At 65.5% G+C, this 23,151-nt stretch carries 18 protein-coding genes; 10 read left to right on the forward strand and 8 right to left on the reverse strand.

Annotation, left to right across the window (positions count from 1 at the left end; genetic code table 11):
• Nucleotides 1–34 precede the first annotated feature (34 nt).
• Nucleotides 35–826 (forward strand): inositol monophosphatase family protein, encoded by a 792-nt coding sequence (locus AC066S_RS07495; RefSeq protein ID WP_126261909.1) that lies wholly within the window; start codon nt 35–37, stop codon nt 824–826.
• A 164-nt stretch (nt 827–990) separates the two neighbouring features.
• Here the strand turns inward: AC066S_RS07495 and AC066S_RS07500 are convergent, their stop codons facing one another.
• From AC066S_RS07500 to AC066S_RS07510, 3 genes are all read right to left on the reverse strand, one after another.
• Complete coding sequence (locus tag AC066S_RS07500; RefSeq protein WP_126261910.1) at nt 991–4,149, reverse strand: multidrug efflux RND transporter permease subunit; 3,159 nt, start codon at nt 4,147–4,149, stop codon at nt 991–993.
• Between the two features lie 6 nt (nt 4,150–4,155).
• Complete coding sequence (locus AC066S_RS07505) at nt 4,156–5,349, reverse strand: efflux RND transporter periplasmic adaptor subunit (protein WP_126261911.1); 1,194 nt, start codon at nt 5,347–5,349, stop codon at nt 4,156–4,158.
• A 233-nt stretch (nt 5,350–5,582) separates the two neighbouring features.
• Nucleotides 5,583–6,602, reverse strand: a complete 1,020-nt coding sequence (locus AC066S_RS07510) for an SAM-dependent methyltransferase (protein WP_135171510.1) — start codon at nt 6,600–6,602, stop codon at nt 5,583–5,585.
• Between the two features lie 166 nt (nt 6,603–6,768).
• Here AC066S_RS07510 and AC066S_RS07515 point away from each other — a divergent pair, with 166 nt between their 5' ends.
• The 4 genes from AC066S_RS07515 (at nt 6,769) to AC066S_RS07530 (ending at nt 9,858) form a co-directional block, all read left to right on the forward strand.
• Nucleotides 6,769–7,785 (forward strand): flagellar motor protein MotA, encoded by a 1,017-nt coding sequence (locus tag AC066S_RS07515; protein WP_164719119.1) that lies wholly within the window; start codon nt 6,769–6,771, stop codon nt 7,783–7,785.
• A 160-nt stretch (nt 7,786–7,945) separates the two neighbouring features.
• Nucleotides 7,946–8,974, forward strand: coding sequence for a peptidoglycan -binding protein (locus tag AC066S_RS07520; protein ID WP_126261914.1), 1,029 nt, complete (start codon nt 7,946–7,948; stop codon nt 8,972–8,974).
• A 160-nt stretch (nt 8,975–9,134) separates the two neighbouring features.
• Nucleotides 9,135–9,575 carry a GNAT family N-acetyltransferase gene (locus tag AC066S_RS07525; protein ID WP_126261915.1) on the forward strand — a complete coding sequence of 147 codons (441 nt, stop codon included), beginning with the start codon at nt 9,135–9,137 and terminating at the stop codon, nt 9,573–9,575.
• A gap of 79 nt (nt 9,576–9,654) precedes the next feature.
• Entirely contained in the window at nt 9,655–9,858 is a 204-nt protein-coding gene (locus AC066S_RS07530) for a hypothetical protein (RefSeq protein ID WP_126261916.1), read from the forward strand.
• Nucleotides 9,859–10,167: 309 nt separating this feature from the next.
• Here the strand turns inward: AC066S_RS07530 and AC066S_RS07535 are convergent, their stop codons facing one another.
• On the reverse strand, nt 10,168–12,018 hold the full coding sequence (locus tag AC066S_RS07535; RefSeq protein ID WP_126259789.1) for an ABC transporter ATP-binding protein/permease: 1,851 nt from the start codon (nt 12,016–12,018) through the stop codon (nt 10,168–10,170).
• A 197-nt stretch (nt 12,019–12,215) separates the two neighbouring features.
• Between AC066S_RS07535 and rpmE the strand changes: the two genes are divergently transcribed.
• Entirely contained in the window at nt 12,216–12,443 is a 228-nt protein-coding gene (gene rpmE, locus AC066S_RS07540) for a 50S ribosomal protein L31 (protein ID WP_011084323.1), read from the forward strand.
• Nucleotides 12,444–12,980: 537 nt separating this feature from the next.
• Here the strand turns inward: rpmE and rcdA are convergent.
• Together rcdA and AC066S_RS07550 are read right to left on the reverse strand one after the other, a co-directional pair.
• Nucleotides 12,981–13,490, reverse strand: a complete 510-nt coding sequence (gene rcdA, locus AC066S_RS07545) for a protease adaptor protein RcdA (RefSeq protein ID WP_126259787.1) — start codon at nt 13,488–13,490, stop codon at nt 12,981–12,983.
• A gap of 545 nt (nt 13,491–14,035) precedes the next feature.
• Complete coding sequence (locus tag AC066S_RS07550) at nt 14,036–14,227, reverse strand: DUF1192 domain-containing protein (protein ID WP_028138474.1); 192 nt, start codon at nt 14,225–14,227, stop codon at nt 14,036–14,038.
• Between the two features lie 115 nt (nt 14,228–14,342).
• Here AC066S_RS07550 and AC066S_RS07555 point away from each other — a divergent pair, with 115 nt between their 5' ends.
• Nucleotides 14,343–15,341, forward strand: a complete 999-nt coding sequence (locus AC066S_RS07555) for an NAD(P)H-quinone oxidoreductase (protein WP_135171509.1) — start codon at nt 14,343–14,345, stop codon at nt 15,339–15,341.
• A gap of 139 nt (nt 15,342–15,480) precedes the next feature.
• Nucleotides 15,481–18,357: an EAL domain-containing protein gene (locus AC066S_RS07560; protein WP_478269344.1), complete on the forward strand. Its 2,877-nt coding sequence runs from the start codon at nt 15,481–15,483 to the stop codon at nt 18,355–18,357.
• A gap of 184 nt (nt 18,358–18,541) precedes the next feature.
• On the opposite strand, the gene AC066S_RS07565 is transcribed toward AC066S_RS07560, so the two are convergent.
• Nucleotides 18,542–18,805, reverse strand: coding sequence for a DUF7662 domain-containing protein (locus AC066S_RS07565; protein WP_478269345.1), 264 nt, complete (start codon nt 18,803–18,805; stop codon nt 18,542–18,544).
• A 154-nt stretch (nt 18,806–18,959) separates the two neighbouring features.
• On the opposite strand from AC066S_RS07565, the gene AC066S_RS07570 reads away from it, so the two are divergent.
• Nucleotides 18,960–20,456 (forward strand): sensor domain-containing diguanylate cyclase, encoded by a 1,497-nt coding sequence (locus AC066S_RS07570; protein WP_126259782.1) that lies wholly within the window; start codon nt 18,960–18,962, stop codon nt 20,454–20,456.
• A 107-nt stretch (nt 20,457–20,563) separates the two neighbouring features.
• Here AC066S_RS07570 and AC066S_RS07575 read toward each other — a convergent pair whose 3' ends face one another.
• Entirely contained in the window at nt 20,564–21,439 is an 876-nt protein-coding gene (locus AC066S_RS07575) for a UTP--glucose-1-phosphate uridylyltransferase (protein ID WP_126259780.1), read from the reverse strand.
• Nucleotides 21,440–21,649: 210 nt separating this feature from the next.
• Here AC066S_RS07575 and AC066S_RS07580 point away from each other — a divergent pair, with 210 nt between their 5' ends.
• Nucleotides 21,650–23,032, forward strand: coding sequence for a lytic murein transglycosylase (locus AC066S_RS07580; protein WP_478269593.1), 1,383 nt, complete (start codon nt 21,650–21,652; stop codon nt 23,030–23,032).
• Nucleotides 23,033–23,151 lie beyond the last annotated feature (119 nt).

Here is a 23,151-nt window from a genome sequence, read left to right on the forward strand (position 1 = left end):
CCGCCCTTTTTCCCCCGATCAAGACCGAAAGCTCATGCTGTATTCCGCCACTATCAACGTCATGGTCAAGGCTGCGCGCCGTGCCGGCCGCAGTCTCAAGCGCGATCTCGGCGAGATCGAGCATCTCCAGGTCTCGCTGAAGGGGCCGGCGAACTTCGTCTCGCTTGCCGACAAGCGCGCCGAGGAGATGCTCTATCAGGACCTCGCCAAGGCCCGCCCCGGCTACGGCTTCATCGGCGAGGAAGGCGGCACGCGGGAAGGCAGCGACAAGAGCCATACCTGGATCGTCGACCCGCTCGACGGCACCACCAACTTCCTGCACGGCATTCCGCAATTTGCGATCTCGATCGGGCTGTCGCGCGAGGGCACGATCATCGCGGGCGTGATCTACAACCCCGCCAATGACGAGCTCTACATCGCCGAGCGCGGCAAGGGCGCCTTCCTCAACGACCAGCGCCTGCGCGTCGCCGGCCGCCGCCAGCTGAGCGAATGCGTGGTGGCCTGCGGCCTGCCCCATATCGGCCGCGGCGACCACGAGGAATTCCGCCGCGAGATGACGGCGATCCAGGACCGCGTCGCAGGGCTTCGCCGCTTCGGCGCCGCCTCGCTCGACCTCGCCTTCGTCGCCGCCGGCCGCCTCGACGGCTATTGGGAGCGCAATCTGCAATCCTGGGATATCGCCGCCGGCATGCTGATGGTGCGCGAAGCCGGCGGTACCATCAGTGACATCAAAACGCCCGGCGATGCGCTGGTGACCGGGGACGTCGTGTGCGGGAATGAGTATGTGCACGGGGAGCTGGTGAAGATTTTGCGGAAGGCAGCGTAAGGCGGGAGCTCGCGCTCCACATTCCGCTGTCATTCCGGGACGCGCCACTTGGCGCGGGCCCGGAATCCATTCATCGACTGTGATTGCGGCCCGATGGATTCCCAGATGCGCAATTGCGCATCATGGTTCGCGCTACGCGCGCCCCGGAATGACGGAAGGAACTGTCAGTGCCCGGTATGCGCCCGCGCCGGCGGGCCGTGGGGCTCGCGTTCCTTCGCCGCGACCGGCTCCCGGTCCCCGCCCAGCACGCGCTGCACCGAGACGAAGAACACCGGCACCATCAGCAGCGCCAGAATCACCACCGCGATCATGCCGCCCATCACGATGCTGCCCAGCGCCTGCTGGCTGGCGCCGCCGGCGCCATGCGCGATCGCCATCGGCAGCACGCCGCAGATGAAGGCGAGGCCGGTCATCAGGATCGGGCGGAAGCGCAGGCGGCAGGCCTCGATGGTGGCTTCCACCAGGGGCTTGCCTTCCTTCCGTAGATCCTTCGCGAACTCGATGATCAGGATCGCGTCCTTGGCGGCGAGGCCGATGATGGTGATCAGGCCGACGGTGAAGTAGACGTCGTTGGGCAGGCCGCGCAGCATGGCGGCGGCGACGGCGCCGACGATGCCGAGCGGCACGGTGAGCAGCACCGCGAGCGGAATGGTCCAGCTCTCGTAGAGCGCGGCCAGACACAGGAACACCACGAACACCGACAGCGCCAGCAGGAACGGCGCCTGCGAGCCGGACAGTTTCTCCTGCAGCGACTGCCCGGTCCATTCATAGCCGAAGCCGCGCGGCAATCTTCCCGCGAGCCGCTCCATCTCGGCGATGGCGTCGCCCGAGGTGAAGCCGGGCCTGGCTTCACCGGAGATGCGCACCGCCGGATAATAGTTGAAGCCGGCGATCTGCGTCGGGCCGCGCGCCCATTCGACCGTGGCGAAGGACGAGAACGGCACCAGCTGGCCGCGGCTGTTCTTGACGTTGTAGTTGAGGATATCCTCGGTCCGCATGCGGTCGCGGGCGCCGGCCTGCACCACGACGCGCTGCATGCGGCCGCGGTTTGGGAAATCGTTGATGTAGTTCGATCCGAGGTTGGTCGAGATCGTGTTGTTGATGTCCTCGAAGGTGACGCCGAACGCGCCGGCCTTCTCGCGGTCGATCACGAGATTGACCACCCCCGCCTCGGGCAGGCCTTCGATATAGACCTTCTGCAGCACCGGGCTGGCATTGGCCTCCGCGATCAACTGGTCGGCGGCCCGGATCAATTGCTGATAGCCCTTCTGGCCGCGGTCCTGGAGACGGAACGAGAAGCCCGAGGAATTGCCGAGATTGTCGATCGGCGGCGGCTGCAGCGCCGAGATCTTCGCGTCGCGGATCGACGAGAGATCGCGGTTGATGTCGTTGACGATCGCTGCGGCGGAATCCTTCGGCCCGCGCTCCGACCAGTCCTTCAGGGTGATGAAGGCCTGCGCGGTGTTCATGCCCTGGCCGGAGAAGCTGAAGCCGGTGAGGAAGGTGACGTTGTCGACGCCGGGCCGCGCGGCAAGATATTTCTCGACCTTCTCGATCACGGCCTCGGTGCGGCCGTAGGACGAATCCGACGGCGTCTGCACGTCGGTGGTGACGAAGCCCTGGTCGTCGACGGGCAGGAAGCCGCCGGGCAGATTGACGAAGGCCCAGGACAGGCCGACCAGCAGCGCGACATAGACCAGCATCAGGCGGCCGGTGCGCTTCAGCGAGAAGCCGACGGTGCTCGCGTAGCGAAACCGGCAGGCCTCGAGCAGATGATTGAACCGGCTGAACACAAAATTGGTCGAATGGCCCTGCCCCTTGGCGATCGGCTTGAGCAGCGTCGCGCAAAGCGCCGGCGTCAGCGACAGCGCCAGGAAGGCGGAGAAGCCGATCGCCGCGACCATGGTGACCGAGAACTGGCGGTAGATGATGCCGACCGAGCCCGGGAAGAATGCCATCGGCACGAACACCGCCATCAGCACCAGCGTGATGCCGATGATGGCGCCGGTGATCTGCGACATGGCCTTTCGCGTCGCCTCCTTCGGCGACAGGCCTTCCTCGGCCATGATGCGCTCGACGTTCTCGACCACGACGATGGCGTCGTCGACGAGGATGCCGACCGCGAGCACCATGCCGAACATCGAGAGCATGTTGATGGAATAGCCGGCGAGCAGCAGCGTGGTGCAGGCGCCCAGAAGCGCCACGGGCACCACGATGGTCGGAATGATGGTGTAGCGGATGTTCTGGAGAAACAAGAACATCACCACGAACACCAGCACCACGGCTTCGACGAGTGTCGTCAGCACCTTCTTGATCGAAGCCTCGACCACGGGCGTGATGTTGTAGGGAATCTCGTAGGTGATGTTGGCCGGGAAGAAGCGCGACAGCTCCTTCATCTTCTCTTCGACCGCGCTCGCGGTCGCCAGCGCGTTGCCGGTCGGCGACATCAGGACGGAGAGACCGGCGGTCGGCTTGCCGTCCAGCCGCGTATTGAACTGGTAGCTGAGACCGCCGATCTCGATGCGCGCGACGTCGCGCAGGCGCACGGTCGAGCCGTCGGCATTGGCGCGCAGGATGATGGCGCCGAACTCGTCCGGCGAGGAGAGCTGGCCCTTGACCAGCACCAGCGCGGAGGTGCGCTGGTTCGACGCCGAGGGCTCGGCGCCGATGCTGCCCGAGGCGACCTGCGCGTTCTGCGCGGCAATGGCCTTGTTGACGTCGTCGGCGGTGAGCCCATAGCCGACCAGCTTGGCCGGATCGACCCAGACGCGCAGACTGCGCTCGGTCGAGTACAGCGTGGCGCGGCCGACGCCGGGAATGCGCCGGATCTCGCCCAGCACGTTGCGGATCATGAAGTCGCCAAGCCCGACCTCATCCAGGCTGCCATCGGTCGAGTTCAGCGTGATGATCTGCAGCACCGCGCTGGAGGCTTCCTCGATCAGGATGCCCTGTTGCATCACCGCGCGCGGCAGGCGCGCCTCGACGCGCTTGATGCGGTTCTGCACCTCGACCGAGGCGGCGCTGGTATCGGTGCCCGGCTGGAAGTTGGCGATGATCTCGACCTGGCCGAGCGAATCGCTGGTCGATTCGAAATTGAGGATGTTGGCGGCGCCGTTGAGCTCCTCCTCGATCAGCCGCGTGACGCTGTTGTAGAGGTTCTCCGGCGAGGCGCCGGGATAGCTGGTCGAGATCGAGATCGAGGGCGGCGCGATGATCGGATATTGCGCGATCGGCAGCAGCGGCACGGCGATCGCACCGATCAAGCAGATGAACAGCGCGACCACCCAGGCAAAGATTGGCCTGTCGATGAAGAAACTCGCCATGGCGCGTTACCGCGTGAGATGCTGGGCGTGCCGATTGTCCGCGGTCGCGTCCGCTTCCGACCAGGATTGCGGCTTGACCTTGTCGCCGGCCGCGAACTTCTGGAACCCTTCGACCACGACCTTGTCGCCGGCCTTCAGGCCCTCGGTGACGAACCAGAGCCCGTCCTGCACCGATCCGGTGCGCACCGCCTGCACCGCGATGTGGTTGTCGTCCTTGACGACGAACACCTCGCTGCCGCCGCCGCCATTGCGCTGGATCGCCTGCTGCGGCACCGCGATCGCATCGGAATCGAGACCCTGGTCGATACGAACGCGGACATACATGCCCGGCAGCAGCTCGCGCTTGGGATTGGGGAACTCGCCGCGCAACGTCACCTGCCCGGTCTGGGCATCGACCTTGGCGTCGGAGAACAGCAGCTTGCCGTCGAGCGAATAAAGCGTGTTGTCGTCGAGCATCAGATGCACCTTGGCGGCATCGGAGGCGATGCGCTCGAGGTCGCCGGTTTCGAAGGCACGGCGGAGCTGGTTGAGCTCGGTCACCGACTGGGTGAAGTCGGCATAGATCGGGTCGAGCTGCTGGATGGTGGCGAGATTGGTCTCATTCTGCACCGCGAGGGCACCCTCGCTGACAAGGGCCGCGCCGACCACGCCGTCGATCGGCGCGCGCACAGTGGCGTAGTCGAGATTGAGTTTGGCCCGCGCAAGGTCGGCCTTGCGGCCTTCGACCTCGGCATGGGCCTGGCGTTCGGCCGCAATCGCCTTCTCGTTCTCGGCTTCCGGGGCGGCGCGATCCTTGGTGAGGGTGGCGATACGGTGCGCCTGCTGCCTCGCCTGCATCAAGGCGGCCTCGGCCTTGGCGAGCGCGGCTTCGTTGGCCATCACCTCGACCTCGAACGGGCGCGGATCGATGCGGTAAAGCGCATCGCCCGCCTTGACCTCGCTGCCCTGGCGGAACAGGCGCTCGACCACGATGCCGGACACGCGCGGCCGCACGTCGGAGACACGCGTCGGTGCGATGCGACCGGGTAGCTCGCGCACCACGGCACGCGGCTGCGGCTTGACGATGACGATGCTGACGTCAGGGTGGGCCGGCGGAGCGGCAGACACGGCCGAGCTGGATTCCTCGCAAGCGCCCAACAGCGGCGCTAAGGCCGCGAGCATCATTGCAACGCATGCCGATCGCGCACGAAGTCCTGACATGAAGTGGGGTGCCCCGATATTGTTGAAACTGATCACACTCCGCGCGCGGTCCGTTCTGGACCGTTTTGCACGCGGCTGATGTCGACAAAATAGAAGGCCGCTGCTGCGATGCAACGCACGGCACAGGCGGCTCATTGTCACACAGCCTATGATACTGAATTCAGAAGACTTTTTCCGTGTCACTTGATTGTGAGTCGCATTCCATCAGCGCGTGCTGCGACGGAACGGCGCAATCACGCGGCGGCCTTCATCCGGTAGTGGCTGACGCCCCATTCGGTTCCACGGGCGTAGCCGAACAGGCCCGATGTCGCGAGCAGGAACCAACGCCAGCGCCGCAGCCAAAGCGCGGTCTCCTCGCCATAGACCTTGCGCAGCGACGCCTCGATCGCGTCGCGATGCCTATCGAAATTGGCGAGCCAGTCGTTCGCGGTGCGCTGATAATGCGTGCCGCTCCAGCACCATTCCTTCTCGACCGTGAAGATGTCGTCGAATTGCCTGACGAGGTGATGGCTTGGCATCAGCCCGCCCGTGAAGACGTGCTGCGCAATCCAGTCGTCACGGTCGAGCCGGTCGAACAGCTGCGAGCCGGAGCGATGGGTGACGATTTGCATGAAGAACCGCCCATCGGGGGCGAGCCATGACCGCAGACGCGTCATCAGCTTGCGCCAGTTCATCATCTGTTCGAACATCTCGACCGAGATGATGCGGTCGAACTGGCCGTCGGGGGCGAACACGTTCATGTCCGCGGTGACCACACGCAGGTTCAGCAGGCCGCGCCGCTGCGCCTGTTCCTCGACATAAGCGCGCTGCGCCTGCGAGGTCGACACCGCCGTCACCTTGGCGTGCGGAAATTGCCGCGCCATCCACAGCGACAGCGAGCCCCAGCCGCAGCCAAGCTCGAGGATGGTCTGGCCATCGGCAAGTCCGGCATGCTCGACGGTCTGACGCAGCGCCTCCTCCTCCGCCTCCTGCAAGGTGGTCGCGTCGGTCTTGTAGAAACAGCAGGAATATTTGCGGCTGGGGCCGAGCACAGCGGCGAAGAACGCCGCGGGCACCTCGTCACGCCCGGCCGCGGCGCCCTCGGCGATCGGCCGCAACATCATCCGGCCGGCGAAAGCGGCATCGGCGGCCGCGTCATGGCCGGCGAGGCGCGTTGCGGTGCGGGAGCACAGGTGCTGGATCGCGGCGCGGATCACGACGTCCGGCAGCGGCACGCGTTCGGCAGTCCCGATAATCGCGGAAACGACGCTCATGCGCCCCCCGAATAGCGAACTTCTGCAGATACCCGCTTATCAAAGCGCCGCTTCCGGTCCGGGTTCCCGAGCCGTCCCCGAAATCGGCGTATCCGGCGCTTTTTTTGGGCTGGCGCTGTGCCATAGTGCGCACCGCAACCAAGCTTCGTAATGGATGATACCGGCCATGCCGTCAGGCACTTCGCCCCGCTCCACCATGGATATCGAGTATACCAAACTGTCCTCGCCCAGCGTTTTCCTGGTCCGGATGCTGGTCTTCCTGGTGTTGTGCACGCTGGTGAGCGTGGTGCTCTACAAGCAGATCATCCAGGCCTTCTTCGCCAATCCGGGGCTCAATGCCCTGATCGGAGGGGTGCTGTTCATCGGCATCATCCTCGCCTTCCGCCAGGTCATCCGGCTCTATCCCGAAGTGTCCTGGGTCAACAATTTCCGCATCGCCGATCCCGGCCTGGCGCCGGCCCGGCACCCGAAGCTGCTGGCGCCGATGGCGGCGATCCTCGGCGGCGAGCGCTCCGGGCGGATGACCATCACCCAGACCACCATGCGGCATTTGCTCGATTCGATCGCGACCCGCCTGGACGAAGCCCGCGACATCTCGCGCTACATGACCGGCCTTTTGGTCTTCCTCGGCCTGCTCGGCACCTTCTGGGGCCTGATCGAGACGGTCGGCTCGGTCGGCAAGGTGATCGACGGGCTCAAGGTCGGCGGCGATTCCGGGGCGCTGTTCGACACGCTGAAGGAGGGCCTCGCCGCCCCGCTCGGCGGCATGGGCATCTCGTTCTCCAGCTCGCTGTTCGGCCTCGCCGGGTCGCTGATCCTCGGCTTCCTCGACCTGCAATCGAGCCAGGCGCAGAACCGCTTCTACACCGACCTCGAAGACTGGCTGGCCACCACGGTGCGCGAATATGGCAGCGGCGAAGCGCCCGTTGCGGCAGGCGGCGGGGTCGCCAGCGGCGAGCTTCAGGCCGCGGTCGAACGGCTGCGCTCCGTGCTCGAGGAAGGCGGCACCAGCCGCGGCACCACGGCGGCGATGGCGAGCCTGGCCGAAGCGATCCAGGCGCTGGTCTCGCACATGCGCACCGAGCAGCAGATGATCCGGGAATGGGCCGACGGCCAGGGCGAGCAGAACCGCGAGATCCGGCGCCTGCTGGAGCGCCTCGCGCGGCAGCCGGAGAAGAGTTGAGAATAAAGTGGAGGGTCTCGTGCCCCGGACGCGGCGCAGCACGCAGTATGCGCCGCTGAGCCGGAGCCCAGAATCCTCTGAACGATAGTGGGTCCCGGCTCTGCGCAGCAGCGTTGCACGCTGCCGCGCGTCCGGGACACGAGAGTGGAGATCGACGGATATGGCTCTAGCGCGCGGCCGCCGCAGCGACGGCGCCTTCAACTACTGGCCCGGCTTTGTCGACGCGCTGTCGACGCTGGTGCTGTCGATCGTGTTCCTGCTGTCGGTGTTCCTGGTGGTGCAGTTCTTCCTGTCGCAGGAGGTCACCGGCAAGGACAAGGCGCTTGAGCAGCTCAACGCCAAGATCGCCCAGCTCAACGAGCTGTTGTCGCTGGAGAAGCTCGGCAAGCTCACGCTCGACGACCAGGTCTCGCAACTCAAGGCCGGGCTCGCCTCGGCCGAGAGCGAGCGGGACCGCATCAAGGGCCTCTATGACGGCCTGGCGGCCGCCGGCAATGACGCGCAAGGCAAGACCTCCGAGCTCGGCAAGGCGCTGGATTCGGAGAAGGCGGTCTCGGCGCGGGCGCTGGCGCAGATCGAGGTGCTGAACCAGCAGATCAGCGCGCTCAGGCGGCAATTGGCGGCTCTGGAAGAGGCGCTCGACGCGAGCGAGAAGCGCGACAAGGAATCGCAGAACCGCATTGCGGATCTGGGGTCTCGCTTGAATGTCGCCCTGGCGCAGCGGGTGCAGGAATTGTCGCGCTACCGCTCCGAATTCTTCGGCCGCCTGCGCGCCATCCTCGGCAACCGGCCGGACATCCGCATCGTCGGCGACCGCTTCGTGTTCCAGTCCGAAGTGTTCTTCGACACCGGACAGGCGACGCTGCTGCCCGAGGGCCGCGCCGAGCTCGACACGCTCGCGACCGCGCTGATCGAGCTCGACAAGAAGATCCCGGGCGAGATCCCCTGGGTGCTGCGTGTCGACGGCCATACCGACGTGCGCCCGGTCAACGGCCCGAATTTCAAATCGAATTGGGACCTGTCGGCGGCACGCTCGATCTCGGTGGTGCAATATCTGGTCTCGCTCGGCGTGCCCGCGCAGCGGCTCGTCGCGGCCGGCTTCGGCGAGTTCCAGCCGCTCGATCCCGGCAACACGGAGGAAGCCTACAAGCGTAACCGCCGCATCGAGCTGAAGCTGACGGAGCGGTAGCGGTGAGGGCCGCGCGATACTTACCACACCGTCATGGCCGGGCTTGTCCCGGCCATCCACGTATTTGCTTCCGCGTGCGCCGCTGCTCGTGGATGCCCGGGCATAGGCGAGCGGAAGCGACGCCGTCCTTCGGACGGCTATGCCCGGGCATGACGACCTCATGATCCACCTCCGCCCCTATCGCCCCGAGGACGAAGCCGCCGCGATCGAGCTCTGGCATCGCACCTGGCAAGAGGCCTATCCGCAGATCGACTTCGCGGCCCGTCTGGAATGGTGGCGCGAGCGCTGGCGCAAGGATCTGGTGCCCAAGGCCTCCATCGTGGTGGCGGAACAGGATGGCGTGCTGACCGGCTTCGTCACCATCGACGGCGAGGGCTATCTCGACCAGCTCGTGGTCGATCCCGCGCATTGGGGCTCGGATGCGGCGCAGTTGCTCGTCGATGAAGCCAAGCGCTTGTCGCCCTCGGGCGTGACGCTGCTCGTCAACAAGGACAATGCCCGCGCCATCCGCTTCTACGAGCGCAACGGCTTTGCTCATGCCGGCGACGATGTGAACCCGACCTCCGGACGACCGGTGTTGAAGATGGTGTGGCGGGCGTGAGGCCTGTCACGGTGGGATCCCGCGACGTCCGTTAATCGTTGCAGCGAAGCAGCGAAGACAAGTGTGACGGAGATGGTCGATGAATCTGCGCGATCTCGCAAAAGGCTCCTCGGTCTTCCTGGGCGTCATCGTCGCCGGCTATCTGTCGACGAGCTATGTCGACCGGCGCTTCGCCTCGCTCGATACGAGCGGCCCTGCCCCACCGGCTTGCGTCGGCGAGGACGGCAGCTGGAAGAACTGGCCGTGGCCGAATGTGCCGGCGCTCTCGCCGAAGTGCCCCTGACCGGCGGCAGGCTCCGCCCAAAATATCGAAAACAACCCCATGCACAGTAGACGGCAACAGCGAAATCAACGGCTTGCGCAGGTCGCAGCGAAGCGCGTTTGACACGTCGGGCAAAGCAGGAGCATTTTTGCCAGGATCGGGCATTGCGGTGAGGCGCGAAGCTGGTCCTCAGAATCCCGCTGTCATTCCCCGCGAAGGCGGGGAATCCAGTACGCCGCGACTTCTCGATTGATCACTCCCGTCTCGGAGTACTGGATCGCCCGCCTGCGCGGGCGATGACGTTGTGCGTGTGACAGCGAGCGAAGCCCCTCACGCGCCCTCGAACTGCAGCCGGGCCAGCCGCGCATAAAGTCCGTTCGCGGCGACGAGCTCGGCATGCGTGCCCTGCTCGACGATCCTGCCCTGATCCATCACCAGGATGCGGTCGCAGGACAGCACGGTGGCGAGGCGGTGCGCGATCACCAGCGTGGTGCGGTGGCGCATCAGCTCTTCCAGCGCGGTCTGCACCAGCGTCTCGCTTTCGGCATCGAGGGCGGAGGTGGCCTCATCGAGCAGCAGCAGCGGCGCATCGCGCAGGATGGCGCGTGCGATCGCGATGCGCTGGCGCTGGCCGCCGGACAGCGTCACGCCGCGCTCGCCGAGCGGGGTGTCGAAACCTTCGGGCAGGCGGCGGATGAATTCGGCGGCATGGGCGAGCTCGGCGGCGCGTTCGACCTCGGCATCGGTCGCATCGGGCCGGCCGAAGCGGATGTTCTCGCGGGCGCTGGCGGCGAACACCACGGATTCCTGCGGCACCAGTGCGATGCGCGCGCGGAAATCCCGGGGATCGGCGGATTTGACCGGCACGCCGTCGAGCGAGATCGTGCCGCTGCGCGGGTCGTAGAAGCGCAGCAAGAGGTGAAAGATCGTGCTCTTGCCGGCTCCGGATGGACCGACGATCGCGACCTTCTCGCCCGGGCGCACGGTGAATGACACGGCATCGAGCACGTTGGTGTCGCGCCGCGCCGGATAGGCAAAGCTGACCTGATCGAAGCCGACCTCGCCGCGTGCCGGCACCGGCAGCGCGCGCACTGAGGCGGGCGCGGTGATGTCGGGCTGCACATGCAGGATCTCGAACAGGCGCTCGGCCGCGCCGGATGCCGCCGAGACCTCGCCCCAGACCTCGCTGAGCTGGCCGAGGCCTGCCGCGGCGAACACCGCATAAAGCACGAACTGACCGAGCCGGCCCGGCGAAATCGCGCCGGTGAGCACGTCATGCGACCCGATCCAGAGGATCGCGACCACGCTGGCGAACACGATGAAGATGATGATGGCCGTGAGCACGGCGCGCGCCTGGGTCGAGGTGCGCGCGGCCTCATAGGCCTGCTCGACCTCGCCGCCGAAACGCTTCTCGGCAAACCCTTCGCTGGTATAGGCCTGCACGGTGCGGATCGAGCCGACCAGCTCGCCCGCATAGGCCGAGGCCTCGGCGAGCGTATCCTGCGCATTGCGCGACAGCCGCCGCACCCAGCGCCCGAACGCGACCAGCGGCAGCACGATCAAGGGGATGGCCAGCAGCACGAAGCCCGACAGCTTCGGGCTGGTGATCACCATCATCGCCGTGGCGCCCAGGAACATCATCAGATTGCGCAGCGCGATCGACACCGAGGCGCCGACTGCGGATTTCAGCTGGGTGGTGTCGGCGGTGAGCCGCGAGATCAACTCGCCGCTGCGCGCGGAATCGAAGAAGGCGGGAGAGAGCGAGAGCAGATGAGCGAAGACGTCGCGCCTGAGGTCGGCGACGATGCGCTCGCCGATCGTCATCACGAGGTAATAGCGCGCGGCGCTGGCGAGCGCGAGCACGCCGACCACCGCGAGCATCACCGAGAAGTAGCTGTTGATCAGCTCGATGCCCTCGGGCGTCAGGCCGAAATCGATCATCCGGCGCACCGCGATGGGCACCAGCAGCGTGGTCAGGGCCGCGACCGTGAGTGCGACGAAGGCCAGCGCCGCCCGGCCGCGATAGCGGCTGACATAGGGCGCCAGCGCGAGCAGCGGCCGCAGCTTGGCGCGACCCTTGGCCGGCTCTTCGAGCAGCTCGGCTTCGATCGAGGGGGTGTCCGCGGCGTTCATTCCGGGCTGATCGACATATTGGTCATCAAGCCGTTCCACTGCGCTCATGAGATCTGGCCCATTGCATTCGTTTGCTCCCAATAGGCCGGTGCAAGAGTAGTGGCAAATCCGGGATGTCCCTTAGGGGCAAACCCGGTTCACCCCTGCAGCATGGCTTGTTTTGCCTGATATCGTGAGGTATAGAGCCGGCGAAATCCGTCATTCGCGAGCCACCAGAACAGGCGCCGGGCGCCGAGGAATTTGCCATGAAAGCCGAAATTCATCCGGATTATCATACGATTAAGGTCGTGATGACCGACGGGACCGAGTACCTGACCCGCTCGACCTGGGGCAAGGAAGGCGACACGCTGAACCTCGACATCGACCCGAAGTCGCACCCGGCCTGGACCGGTGGCAACGCTCAGATCATGGACCGCGGCGGCCGCGTCTCGCGCTTCCAGAAGAAGTTTTCGGGCTTCCTGAAAAAGGATTGATCCAGCCCGCAAGGCTGGAGACGAAAAAACGCTCCCGGGAAACCGGGGGCGTTTTTGTTTTTGGGGCACCGTCGCGCGCTGACCCGTCATCCTGAGGCGCCGGAGCGAAGCGGAGGCCTCGAAGGATGAACGGCCGAGATGCAGCCGGGCCGTCGCCCTTCGAGGCTCGCCGAAGAGGCGAGCACCTCAGGGTGACGGTTCAACGTCCAATAGATGGACGGTTTCGTAGGGTGGGCAAAGCGACTTGTCCGCCATAGCACGCAGAGCGACGGCGGAAGCGTGCCCACGAAACCCTTGTTTGGTCCCAAGTGATGTTTGTCCACGCGAGACATGGTGGGCACGGCGCTGTGCGCCTTTGCCCCTACGGCAGCTGGCAGGCCCTTCATCCTGAGGCGCGAGTGGCGCGGTGCGAAGCAGCGCGCCGGGAGCCTCGAAGGATGAACGGCCGAGATGCAGCCGGGCCGTTCATCCTTCGAGGGCCGCTGAAGAAGCGGCCACCTCGGGATGACGGTTCAACAAAGAGTGCGCGGATCAAACCTACCGTTCGAACGCGGCCTTCAGCGCGTTGAGGTGCGGCACCAGCGGATTGCCGATTGCGACGTGCTCGGCCGGCGGCGTGTGGATGGTGGTGTCGAGGCGGCGCACCCGGGTCTGCAGGCTCATCGAGCGATGGATCAGGTCCTGGAGCTGCGCGGGCAGCTTCTCGATGGTGTCGGCGGGGCCGGGATCGGCGGCGCTGAGCTTGACCTTGGTCTTCTCGCGATTGGCCTGGCTCAGTGTCATCTCGCCTTCCTTCACCGCGCGGTGCAGCAGCAGCCACGAGGCGAGCTGCATCAGGCGGGTAGTGAGGCGCATGCTCTCGGTCGCGTAGGTGAGGCTGACGGCACGGTCGAGCGCCTTGGCCTCGGTGCGGCCGGCACCGTCGAGATAGGCGGCGGTCTCTTCGACCAGATCCATGCCCTCGCGGAACAGGACGCCGAACGCCGCAGAATTGGTGAACCGCTCGCTGAGTTGAACGAGAGCGCCGTCGGCCTGCAAACGTTCCATGGTTAACGCCTCTTACGCAACTGTTTGACTGTCCGGCTTTGGCGCCGGCTTATGATGAACAAATCATTGCGCGGGCGAGACGCGGAGTCCAGCGACAAGCGCGGATATGGTTTCCGCGGGTCATTCTCAGGAATTCAACCGCAACGCGATGCAAAACAACAAAAAAAGAGCCGCCGGAGACCGGCGGCTTTGAAAGTTGATAACAGGGAGGCGTCAAACAGAGTGGACAGGAGCCACTCGGTGTCCAAACGAGGACAGTTCCAGTCATAAACGCGAAAGCTTAATCTGGAGTAAACGAGCGATTTTTTTGAAGGTTCGTTAGCCATATCGGCCAGTGGCCGAGCGGGGTGCGGAACGAAGTTCTTTGTCATTCCGGGGCGCGACGAAGTCGCGAGCCCGGAATCCATACCCCCAGGAAGACGGAGTGGCCCGCCTGCCAGTTTCAGCGGCTTGTGGTTATGAATTCCGGGCTCGGCGCGTCGCGCCGCCCCGGAATGACGAGACGAGGCGCGCTTGTCCGGGACGACCGCCGTTGATGTGGCCGGCTACTTCTTGAAAAAATGATCCGCCGCATCGCGCGAGGCGCGCTTCTTGGTGGCGGCTTCTTCCAATCTTGCGATCTCGGTCTTGAGCAGGAGGACGCGCTCGGTCAGTTCCTCGACCGACAACAGTGAGAGATCCTGTCCGATCTCATGTGTGATCTTCCTGCGCGGGCGGTCGTCGTCTTCCGTCGCCATCCTCGTTCCTCCCAAAGTTCACGCCGGCTCACAACGCTGAGGCGGTTGCCAGCCCGGATCGCGCTGGCTAAGCAAGAGCCTGATTCATCCCCGCACCTTTGCTCAAGGACACATCATGGACAAGCTGCCCGCGCAAATGACCGTGGTCGCCATCTCCAAGCCTGGCGGACCGGAGGTGCTGATCCCGGAACAGCGCGCCGTGCCGCAGCCCGGCCCGGACGAGATCCTGGTCAAGGTGATGGCCGCCGGCGTCAACCGGCCCGACGTTGCGCAGCGCTCCGGCGCCTATCCGCCGCCGCCCGGCGCCAGCGACCTGCCCGGCCTCGAGATCGCCGGTGAAGTCGTGGCGGTCGGCAGCAACGCCAAGCGGCACAAGATCGGCGACAAGGTGATGTCGCTGGTCGCCGGTGGCGGCTATGCGCAGTACTGCATCGCCCAGGACGCCCAGGCCATGAGCGTGCCGCCGGCACTGTCGATCAAGGAAGCCGGCGCGCTGCCGGAAACCCTGATGACGGTCTGGCACAACGTGTTCGAGCGTGGTGGGCTCAAGGCCGGCGAGACGCTGCTGATCCATGGCGGCTCCTCCGGCATCGGCACCATGGCGATTCAGCTGGCGAAGGCGTTCGGCGCCAAGGTGTTCGTCACCGTGGGATCGCAGGACAAGATCGACGCCTGCCTCAAGTTAGGCGCCGACCGCGCCATCAACTACCGGAACGAGGACTTCGTCGCCGTGGTCAAGGAAGAGACCAACAAGCAAGGCGTCAACCTGATCCTCGACATGGTCGCCGGCGACTATGTCGACCGCAACTATGATGCCGCCGCGGTCGACGGCCGGATCGTGCAGATCGCAACCCTCAACGGGCCCAAGGTCACCGTCAACATCGCCAAGGTGATGGTCAAGCGCCTCACCCATACCGGCTCGACCCTGCGCCCCCGTACGAATGCGGATAAGGCGGCGATGGTGGCCGCAATCGAGCAGAAAGTGATGCCGCTTTTGCGCGAAGGCCGCGTCAAACCGCTGATGGACAGCACTTTCCCGCTGGAAAAGGCCGCCGACGCGCATCGGCGCATGGAGACGAGCGCACATATTGGCAAAATTGTGTTGGAGGTCTAGGCCGCTGACCTACAGGGCGAGCCGGAAACCCTTTGATTTTCCTCGCTTTCGTGGCATCTATCGCGACGCACCGAGCCCCTTCGGTCCGGTCTGAAATCATCTTCTACTCAGAGTTTGCGTCGAACGCGGAGAACTGACCTTGCGTCTGATCAGGCGCCTCGCGCCCATCGCGCTGGGCCTCATGATGCTCGTTGCCGCGTCCCCTGCACGCGCGCTCGACGCTGTCAGCGTGCGTAGTGACGCGCCTGCGATCGACCTCACCGGCGTGCTCGAGCATCAGCGCAGCGATGCCGATCGCATCCAAGTCTCCACCGCGCCCGGCACCGACGGCATCGTCCGCCGCATCGAGGTGCGCGCCCGTGAAGGCGGCCAGAACTGGGTGGTGTTCGCGCTCGCCAACAACACCGACGACCAGCTCGACCGCCTGATCGTCGCCCCGCATTACCGCATCGTCTCCTCAGGGCTCTTGTGGCCGGACCTCGGCCTGTCGCGCATCGCCACCATCACGCCCTCGACCGGCGACCGGCCGGAGCGGCAGGAAAGCCCGACCGCCGACGTGTTCCGCGTCACGCTCGACCCCGGCGCCGTCATCACCTTCGTCGCGGAGCTGCGCACCGACAAGCTGCCGCAGCTCTATCTGTGGGAGCCGGAAGCCTACAAGGACAAGGTCAACTCGTTCACGCTGTACCAGGGCATCGTGATCGGCATCTCCGGCTTGCTCGCGCTGGTGCTGACCATTCTGTTCGTGGTCAAAGGCAGCATCATGTTCCCGGCCGCCGCGGCGCTGGCCTGGGCGGTGCTGGTCTATATCGGCGTCGATTTCGGCTTCTGGGGCAAGGTGCTCGACATGTCGAACAACGCCGAGCGCATCTGGCGCGCGGCGGGTGAGGCGATCCTGGCGGCAACGCTCCTGGTGTTCCTGTTCGCCTATCTCAACCTCAGCCGATGGCATGTGCGCTATTCGCACATCACGGTGGGCTGGCTCGCCTTCCTGGGATCGCTGGTCGCGCTTGCCTTGTTCGATCCGGCGGTGGCCTCCGGCATCGCGCGCATCTCGCTGGTGCTGATCGCCTTCGCCGGCTTCGCGCTGATCGTCTATCTCTCCACCCACGGCTTCGACCGCGCCGTGCTCCTGATCCCGACCTGGTTCCTCCTTGTCGTCTGGGTGGTCGCGGCCGGCATGACGGTTGCGGGCTCCGTGACCAACGACATCGTCGGCCCGGCCCTGCTCGGCGGCCTCGTGCTGATCGTGATGCTGATCGGCTTCACGGTGATGCAGCACGCCTTCGCCGGCGGCGGCGCCACCACCGGCGTCGTCTCCGACATCGAGCGGCGCGCGCTGGCGCTGGCCGGCTCGGGCGACCTGATCTGGGACTGGGACGTCTCCGCCGACAAGGTTTTCACCAGCCCCGAGACCGAGGCCCTGCTCGGCCTCAAGCGCGGCACGCTGGAAGGGCCCGCGGCCTCGTGGCTCGAAGTGCTGCATCCGCTCGATCAGGACCGTTTCCGCGCCGCGCTCGACAGCGTGCTCGACCAGCGCCGCGGCCGCCTGGTGCAGGATTTCCGCCTGCGTACCCCGGACGGCCATTTCATGTGGTTCGCGCTGAAAGCGCGCCCGGTGGTCGGCTCGGACGGCGAGGTCTCGCGCGTCGTCGGCACGCTCACCGACGTCACCGAACTGCGCAACGCCGAGGAGCGCCTGCTGCACGATTCCGTGCATGACAACCTCACCGGCCTGCCCAACCGCAAACTGTTCATGGACCGGCTGGGCGCCGTCGCGAATTTCGCCAAGACCATGCCGACGCTGCGGCCGACGCTGATGGTGATCGACCTCGACCGCTTCAAGCAGGTCAACGATTCCGTCGGCATCGCGGTCGGCGATTCCATCCTGCTCACCCTCGCCCGCCGCCTCACCCGCATCCTGAAGCCGCAGGACACGCTGGCCCGCATGGCCGGCGATCAGTTCGGCCTGATCCTGCTGTCGGAGCAGGACCCGGCCCGCATCACCGCCTTCGCCGAGACCATCCGCAAGACCATCCGCGCGCCGATCGCCTTCAACGACCGCGAGATCTTCCTCACGGCGTCGATCGGCCTTGCGCTCTCCGATCCGCAAACCCAGCTCACCGACGAGATCATCAAGGACGCCGAGCTTGCGATGTATCATTCCAAGCGCATCGGCGGCGACCGCATCGACGTCTACAAGCCGGCGATGCGGGCGCGGAAGACCGATCGCCTGACGCTGGAGAGCGAGCTGCGCCGCGCCATCGAGCGGCAGGAGCTGACGATCCTGTACCAGCCGATCGTGCGGCTGGAGGATCGCTCCGTCGCCGGCTTCGAAGCGCTGGTGCGCTGGGATCACCCGAAGCTCGGACGCATGGCGCCGTCGGAATTCATCTCCATCGCGGAAGAGACCGGCCTGATCGTCGACCTCGGCATGTTCGTGCTCGACCAGACCGCCAAGCAGCTTTCGGTGTGGCAGCGCGCGATGCGCTCGCGCGAGCCGATCTTCGCCTCCGTCAACGTCTCGTCACGGCAATTGCTGCGCCATGATCTGATCCACGACATCCGCACCGTGCTGTCGCGCTCCTCGGTGGCGCGCGGCACGCTCAAGCTCGAGTTGACGGAATCGCTGGTGATGGAGAACCCGGAGCACGCCGCGCAGATGCTGACGCGGATCCGCGAGCTCGGCACCGGGCTCTCGCTCGACGATTTCGGCACCGGCCATTCCTCGCTGGCCTATCTGCAGCGCTTCCCGTTCGACACCATCAAGATCGACCAGTCCTTCGTGCGCACCACCAACCGCGGCACCCGACCGGTGATCCTGAAGTCGATCATCGCGCTCGCGCACGACCTCGGCATGGACGTGGTGGCCGAGGGCGCCGAGACCGATTCGGACGCGGTCGAGCTCTACCAGATGGGCTGCGAATACGCCCAGGGCTTCGCCTTCGGCGAGCCGATGGACGCCGACGCTGCGATGCGGCTGCTGACGGAAGTGCGGCTCGAAGCGGCGAGCTGACGGCTCTCGTCTTTCCTTCTCCCCTTGTGGGAGAAGGTGGCGCGAAGCGCCGGATGAGGGGTTCGTTCCGCGAATTCAAATGCGCGAGACTAGAGCGCGGAGAGAACCCCTCACCCGTCTCGCCGCTTCGCGGCGAGCCACCCTCTCCCACAAGGGGAGAGGGGAAGAGCGCGCCTCGTCGACGTCACCGCCGTCGATCGCTTCTCTGCTTCCTGAACCGCACGCTCGCACCATCAGGCATCCGTGTCGCGACGAAGCCCGCGGCGAGGCAGGCTTCGCGCTGCGGCATCTGGATGTCGGGGCTGCGCAGGCTGTCCCACCACGAGGCACGATTGGCCGCGCGCGGCAGGGCCGCGCCGATGATCTCCTCGATCTGCTCGAAGCTCAGCACCAGCTCGTCCTGCTTCTGCCGCATCAGATAGTCGCGCAACGCGTCGTAGTCGTTCACAATTGTCCTCTCGTCGCAAAGCGGGTCCGCTCACATGGGGTCTGCACAAAACCGTGAGCTGCGTAAACCGATTCTTAACTCACTACGGCAGCGCCGTCCCGCCTTAAACATCGCGCAAGCTTTCGGGCGCATCCAATAATGTCGGGAGCAAGCGATGCTATCTGGATGGCGCGACGCCATGGGCCGCCGGCCGTGGCGGATTTCGGCGAAACTGCTGATCATCTCGTCCGTAGTGACGGTGATCGGCTTTTCCGCCATTTGCGTCAACGTGATGCTCGACATGCGCCGGGGCGAGGAGGCGCTCGCCCGCCAGACGCTGGAGAACCTCGCGACCACCATCCAGTCCGACGTCAGCCGCAACGTCGAGATCTACGATTTGTCGCTGAAGGCGGTCGCCAGCAACATGCTGCTGCCCGAGCTCGCGACGGTGTCGAAGTCGATCCGTCACCTGATCCTGTTCGACCACGCGACGACGGCCAGGCATTTCGGCGCCATCCAGGTGTTCGATGCCGAGGGCCGGCTGACCATCGACGCCTCCACGCTCGATCCCCTTCCCGAGAACCGGAGCGAGGAGGATTACTTCAGGGTTCATCGCGACAAGCCCGACATCGGGCTGTTCATCAGCCGCCCCATGCTGTTTCGCGGCGCTTACGCGATCGTGCTGAGCCGGCGCATCAGCGACACCGACGGCGGATTCCTCGGCGTCGTCGCCGGCTCGATCCGCTTCAGCTATTTCCACGAATTCTTCGATCAGCTGAAACTCGATCCCGAAGACACCATCACCATCCTCAAGCGCGATCGCACCATCATGATGCGGCGGCCGTTCGATCTCGACATCATCGGCACCAACCTGAACGATCGCCGGAGCTGGAAGGCCGACAATCTCCGAATCGGCGCCGCCTATTCGGGACAGGGCCCGGTCGACCCGACGCCGCGGCTCTATGTCCGCAGCGGCGACAGCGGACCGCTGTTCGTGGTGGCGGGCAAACCCTTGGCCGCCGTATTCGCGCTCTGGCAGAAGGAGGCGTTCCGCATCGGCGCCGTGGTGCTGGCGCTCGCGCTGTTCGTGCTGGGATCGACGCTCGTGCTGGCGCGCGAGATCGTCCGGCGCGCCGAGGCCGAGAGCAAGCTGGAGGAGATGGCGACGACCGACGCGCTCACCGGCCTGAAGAACCGCCGCAAGTTCGATTCCGTCATCGACGTCGAATGGCGGCGCGCCATGCGCCAGAAGACGCCGATCGCGCTGGTGATGATCGATGCCGATCACTTCAAGGCCTACAACGACACGTTCGGTCATCAGGCAGGGGACCAGGTGCTGGTCGGCATCGCCATTTGCATTTCCGATTCGGTGAGCCGGGCCGGCGACTGTGCCGCGCGCTACGGCGGCGAGGAATTCGCCGTGCTGCTGCCGAACACATCGGCCACCGACGCCTTCAAGGTCGCCGAGGCGATCCGGACCAAGGTGCAGGGCTGGTCCGATGAGCAGGTGATTTTGACAGCGTCCTGCGGCGTCGCCAGCCTGGTTCCCACCGCCGGCATGGACTGGTCGGTCCTGGTCGCCGCCGCCGACAAGGCGCTCTACGCCGCGAAAGCTGGCGGCCGCAACCAGTCGGTCATTGCGAGCCTGCCGCAGCTGTCGCTGGTGGCGTGACGAGCTCTCTCCTCGTCATTGCGAGGAGCTCTTGCGACGAAGCAATCCAGGCTGTCTCCGTGGAAAAATTCTGGATTGCTTCGCTTCGCTCGCAATGACGAGGCGCGCTACTGCCCCAGATACTTCTTCATCTCCGCGATCAAGCCGTCACGCAGCTCCGGGCGCTTCAGGCCGTAGGCGATGTTGGCGCGCAGGAAGCCGGGCTTGGAGCCGCAATCGTGGCGCTCGCCCTCGAACTCGACGCCGTAGAACTTCTGCGATCTGGCAAGGCCGATCATGGCGTCGGTGAGCTGGATCTCGCCGCCGGCGCCGCGCTCCTGCGTCTCCAGGATCTTGAAGATCTCCGGCTGCAGGATGTAGCGGCCGGTGATGGAGAGGTTGGAGGGCGCGGTGCCCTTGGCCGGCTTCTCGACCATGCCATCGACCTCGAACATCTTGCCATTGCGTTTTCCGACGCCGCAGATGCCGTATTGATGCGTGAGATGGTCCGGCACCGCCTCGACCGCGACCAGATTGGATTTCTCGCCGAGCGATGATGCCATCTCGATCATCTGCTTCAGGCAGCCGGGCGTGTTGAGCACGAGTTCGTCGGGCAGCACGACGGCGAACGGCTCGTTGCCGACGATGTCGCGCGCGCACCAGACCGCGTGACCGAGGCCGAGCGGCGCCTGCTGGCGGGTGAAGCTGACGGCGCCCGCTTCGGGCTGGTTCTGCGCCAGGATGTCCTGCTCGGTCTTCTTGCCGCGCGCCGCAAGCGTCGCGTCGAGCTCGTACATCCGGTCGAAATGATCTTCGATGACGTTCTTGTTGCGGCCGGTGACGAAGACGAAGTGCTCGATGCCGGCCTCCCTCGCCTCGTCATACACGTACTGGATCAGCGGCTTGTCGACGATGGTCAGCATTTCCTTCGGCATCGCCTTGGTGGCAGGCAGGACGCGGGTGCCGAGGCCGGCAACGGGGAATACAGCTTTGCGAATTCTCATGTGATTGATCGAATACCTGGGGGCACATGTGACGGGAGCAATGGCTTCTTGCTAGCCTGTTTGCAGCCGCCAACAAAGGCGGATGTGGGGCCTCGCCCGGTCAGAGTTAAGAAAAAGGCCGCCACCAAAATTTCACCTTTGTTAAGCTATTGGCAACCGTAACCAGGCCTCCTGATGGCGGATTTTTGAAAGCCCGACGGGTGGGACATGATGCGATCGGTGGCAGGGCAGGCAAGACGGACGGTATCCGCGACCGGCGCGACGATGGTTGCGGCTGCTTTGCTGCTGCCTGCCGGCGCGCAGGCGCAGGCGCAGAACGGCCTCTCCAACCTGTTCGGCGGCATCTTCTCGGGCCCCAACGCGGCGCCATCGCAAGCCCCGCCGGGATCCGGCGGCCCCCTGCCCTGGAGCGGCGAGGACGGCGCCTCCGGCCATCCCTTGATGACGGCCGCGGCGATCCGCGAGGCCGCCGGCAACTTCACCAATTGCGTCGCCGGCATGTGGCCCGATGCCGCACGGCGCGGCGTGACGCAGGAAAACTTCCAGCGCTTCACGGCTGGCCTCAGCCCCGATCTGCGCATCATGGACCTCATGGATTCGCAGCCCGAGTTCACCAAATCGATCTGGGACTATCTCGACATCCTCGTGAACGACAACCGCCTCGCCAAAGGCCGCGAGATCCTCGCCAAATACAAGGCACAGTTCGACGCCACCGAGAAGGCGACCGGCGTCGATCGCTACACCATCGCCTCGATCTGGGGCATCGAGTCCAACTACTCGACGCAGATGGGCGACCGCAGCGTGCTGCAATCGACCGCGACGCTCGCCTGCATCGGCCGCCGTCAGGCCTATTTCAAGGACGAATTCCTGTCGGCGCTGGAGATCCTCAACCGCGGCGATCTCAGGCCGGAGCAGATGCGCGGCTCCTGGGCCGGCGCCTTCGGTCCGACCCAGTTCATGCCGACCGCGTTCAAGCGCTTTGCCATCGATGGCGACGGTGACGGACGGCGCGACGTCGTCGACAATCCCACCGATCTGATCGCCTCGACGGCCAACAATCTGAAGAAGGACGGCTGGCAGGCCGGCCAGACCTGGGGCTTCGAGGTCGTGGTGCCCCAAGGCTTCAACTACATGCTGGCCGACCGCGCCAAGGCGATGCCGATCGCGCAATGGGAGAAGCTCGGGCTGAAGCGGGCGACGGGCCAGCCGTTCCCGAATCCGGGCGAGAAGGCCTATCTGCTGGCGCCGGCGGGCGCGCAGGGGCCCGGCTTCCTGATGCTGCAGAATTTCCGCGTCATCATGAAGTACAACCCGGCCGAGGCCTATGCGCTGGCGATCGGCCATTTCGCCGACCGCCTGCGTGGCGGGCAGCCCTTCGTGCAGCCCTGGCCGCGGCAGGAGCGCGAACTGTCGCGCACCGAGCGGCTGGAGCTGCAGCAGCTGCTGGCCCAGCGCGGCCTGTACAAGGGCGCCCCGGACGGCCAGTTCGGCGGCCAGACAAGGGAGGCGCTGCGCAACTTCCAGGCTTCGATCGGGGTGCCCGCCGACGGATTTGCCTCCTCCGACGTGCTGGATCGGCTGCGCGGACGGTAAAATCGCCCCGAAAGTAACCCTGAACAGGGATTTCGCCCGCCGCGCTTGACGCAGGCGGCTGTTCCCCGATGTATGGGGCAAGAATCTGCAACGGAATTTGCCCGTTTGGCGCCCGATTC

The organism is Bradyrhizobium sp. CFUWI, from assembly GCF_056429085.1.